The organism is Desulfovibrio sp. 1214_IL3152 (assembly GCF_036763055.1).
GTDB lineage: Bacteria > Desulfobacterota > Desulfovibrionia > Desulfovibrionales > Desulfovibrionaceae > Desulfovibrio.
In genome coordinates, this window is record NZ_JBAIYW010000075.1 from 1 (window position 1) to 3059 (window position 3059).

Consider the following 3059-nt stretch of genomic DNA (forward strand, 5'->3'; position numbering starts at 1 on the left):
GTCCGGCCCCCGTGGCGCAACCCGCCGCACGACCCGCCGCCTCACAGGCAAAGGGGACTGCTCCCGCGACCGAAGGACACAAAAGCTCTTCCACCATCCGGGTTGACCACGAACGGCTTGATCACCTCATGAACCTCATTGGTGAACTGATCATCAACCGCAACCGCTATACGCTCATTGCCCGTTCGCTTGAAGACAGCAGCGACAACATAGATATTTCGCATGTGGCGCAAAGCCTTTCCGAAACGACCTACGCCATGGCGCGCATTTCTGACGACCTGCAAGATACCATCATGAAAGTGCGCATGGTTCCTGTTTCTTCGGTGTTCTCCCGCTTTCCCCGTCTGGTGCGCGACCTTTCCCGCAAAAGCGGCAAAGAGGTGGACCTGGTCATGGAAGGAGAAGAAACCGAACTGGACAAGAGCGTGGTAGAGGTCATAGGCGACCCTCTTGTCCACCTCATACGCAACTCCGTTGACCACGGCATCGAGTCGGAAGACGTGCGCCTTGCCGCTGGAAAACCTGCCAAGGGCAAAGTGACCTTACGGGCTTTCCACAAGGGCAATTCCGTTGCCATTGAAATCGAAGACGACGGCAAGGGCATTGATCCGGCAAAAATGCGCGAAACTGCCATCCGTAAGGGCGTCATAACTCCCGAAGAGGCCGCCCAGCTGGATGACCGCGAATCTGTGGAACTGATTTTTGCACCCGGTTTTTCCTCTGCCGACCAGATTACCGACATTTCGGGTCGTGGTGTGGGCATGGACGTGGTTCGCACCAACATCAAAAATCTCAAAGGCAGCGTCAGCACCTATTCTGAAGTGGGCAAAGGCACGCGCTTTACCCTGAGCCTGCCTCTGACGCTCGCCATCATTGATGCGCTTATGGTTAATGTTTCCGGCCAGATGTACGCCATCCCCCTGGATGCCGTCTCGGAAACCACCAAGATTGAAGCCCACCGCCTCACCGACGTGAAGGGCCGTAAGGCCGTCACCTTGCGGGGCGAGGTTCTCGGCGTGGTGGAAATGGCCGAAATGCTCGGCCTGCCCCGCACAGATCCCCTGCCGGACGTGCTCTCGGTGGTGGTCATACACGATAACGACCGCCGTCTGGGCCTTGTGGTGGACCGCCTGCTTGAACGCCAGGAAATAGTCATCAAGCCCCTCGGCGCCTATCTTGGCGACCTGAAGGGCATCTCTGGCGCCACCATTATGGGCGACGGCTCTGTGATCCTGATTCTTGATCCGCATGAAATCTACCTGATGGCAACTTCAAAGGCCGCATCAATGGTTCCTGCGGGTGAAGGCAAGCAGGCCGCCATGTCAGCGGGCAGAATCTGATCTTTTGACGTACGTCAGCCCGCCAGGCATAATGCGGGTTGACGCCCGTTTTGTTTTGAGAAAAAATCTTGCCTTTTGATACGGCATCAGCTATAGGACTTCTTCGCGCGGTTACGCCCTCTTACACGCTGTACATCTTCCGGCGCTGGGCTTTATTTTTGCCGCATGTGAAGTGAACTGTTTTTTTGCATATACGGAGGATAGTATGAGCAAGGAATGCATTTTCTGCGGCAAAAAGCCCCAGGTTGGCAACCTCGTCAGCCATTCCAATATCAAGACCAAGCGTCGTTTTAACCCCAACCTCCAGCGTGTGCGTCACCAGTTTGCGGACGGCAGTGTGCGGACTCTTACCGTGTGCACCCGTTGCCTGCGCTCTGGCGTTGTGATCAAGCCCCTGGTGCGTAAGCAGGGTTAATCGCAGCCGTTTTGTGCTCAAGGCCCCGCAGTGTCTCTGTTGGGGCCTTTTTTGCTATATGCACCATACCAACCGCAGCAGTCTGCCCGCCACCGGCGGGCGCTGGCTTATCCGCAAAAGGCCCAACAGCCTGCCACGGTACTGGCGCAATATCAGCCGGGCGGGCGGGGCTGACAACTATACGCGTTTTCGCGACAGCCTCCTGGTGCTCAATGCCTGCAATATTCCGCACAGAACTCTTTCCCTGTCCGGCAGGGAACATATCTATGTTCCCCCGCTGCTGGAAAATATCGCCCTGTCAGAACTGACCGAATTTTCCGCCGAAAGCCGCAAAAAAATCCCCGCTCCCACGCCCCTGCGCGTACACCGTCACAGCTTCTTGGCCGCGCTTCTTTTACTGCCCCTGCTCGTCTGGCATGGCTGGCGCGTTGGCTGGTGGCCGTCACCATCTTTTCTGCCCCCGCCGGAGATATGGGCGTCTGCCGGCATGCTGGATAATGTGCTGGTGCGCGTTTACGACCAGTACTACCGCCTGGGTACAGCGCTGACCCTGCATGTGAGCCTGACCCACGTGTGGGGCAACGTAATCTTTGGCGCGCTCTTTCTTTCCCTGCTTGCCAGGCTTACAGGCATAGGCAGGGCGCTCTGGCTCACGGTGGCTGGCGGAATAGCCGGCAATGCCCTTACTGTGCTTCTGCGCCCGCGCGCTGTCACCAGTATGGGCTTTTCCACTGCCCTCTTCGCCGCTGTAGGCGCGCTGGCAGGTTATATGGCAATGTACTCCGGCCAGCGGCGCAAGGCCGTTTTACCCGTGGCTGCGGGCATTGCCATCTTGGCAATGCTTGGTACTGAAGGCGAAAATACTGATTATGCCGCCCATATTGCAGGACTGTGCGGCGGTCTTGCCCTGGGCGGCTGGGAAGCGTGGCGAACGCAAAAAAACTGGCCCGCGCTGCCTCAGGCGCTGGCAGGCACGCTGGCTGCGGCGCTGCTTGTTGGCGCATGGTATTGGGCTTTCATGGTCTTGCCCGTTTAGAGCAATTCAACTTTTAAATTGCTCTGACGGCTGCGCGAGCAGACGTTCGCTACGGAGGCGTAAGCGCAGTTTATCTGCGCGGTTAAACGCCGAAGTGAGCGTGCCTTAAATTTTGAGAATATATATTCTCAAAGTTAATCTGCTCTAGCTGTAGAGTGATGGGATGGTCCCGCCCGCATAAATTGGCTACCCTAGGGTATGGAAAACCTCAGAAAGGGAACCATCCCATGAAGATCATTACTACCATCGGCATTGATTTGGCAAAGAA

At 56.8% G+C, this 3059-nt stretch carries 3 protein-coding genes; all 3 read left to right on the forward strand.

The genetic code is table 11. The features are described from left to right. Window positions 1-1340: chemotaxis protein CheA (locus tag V6C07_RS01435; protein ID WP_333534616.1), on the forward strand; the 1340-nt coding region annotated here is incomplete at its 5' end. Window positions 1341-1545: 205 nt separating this feature from the next. Further along, entirely contained in the window at window positions 1546-1755 is a 210-nt protein-coding gene (rpmB, locus tag V6C07_RS01440; protein WP_333534617.1) for a 50S ribosomal protein L28, read from the forward strand. A gap of 58 nt (window positions 1756-1813) precedes the next feature. Next, window positions 1814-2791, forward strand: a complete 978-nt coding sequence (locus tag V6C07_RS01445; protein WP_333534618.1) for a rhomboid family intramembrane serine protease — start codon at window positions 1814-1816, stop codon at window positions 2789-2791. The last annotated feature ends 268 nt before the right edge of the window (window positions 2792-3059 follow it).

Excerpts from the sequence above, each read along its gene's own strand:
- rpmB (WP_333534617.1), top strand. The coding sequence starts at position 1,546 with ATGAGCAAGGAATGCATTTTCTGCGGCAAAAAGCCCCAGGTTGGCAAC.
- V6C07_RS01445 (WP_333534618.1), top strand. The coding sequence starts at position 1,814 with ATGCACCATACCAACCGCAGCAGTCTGCCCGCCACCGGCGGGCGCTGG.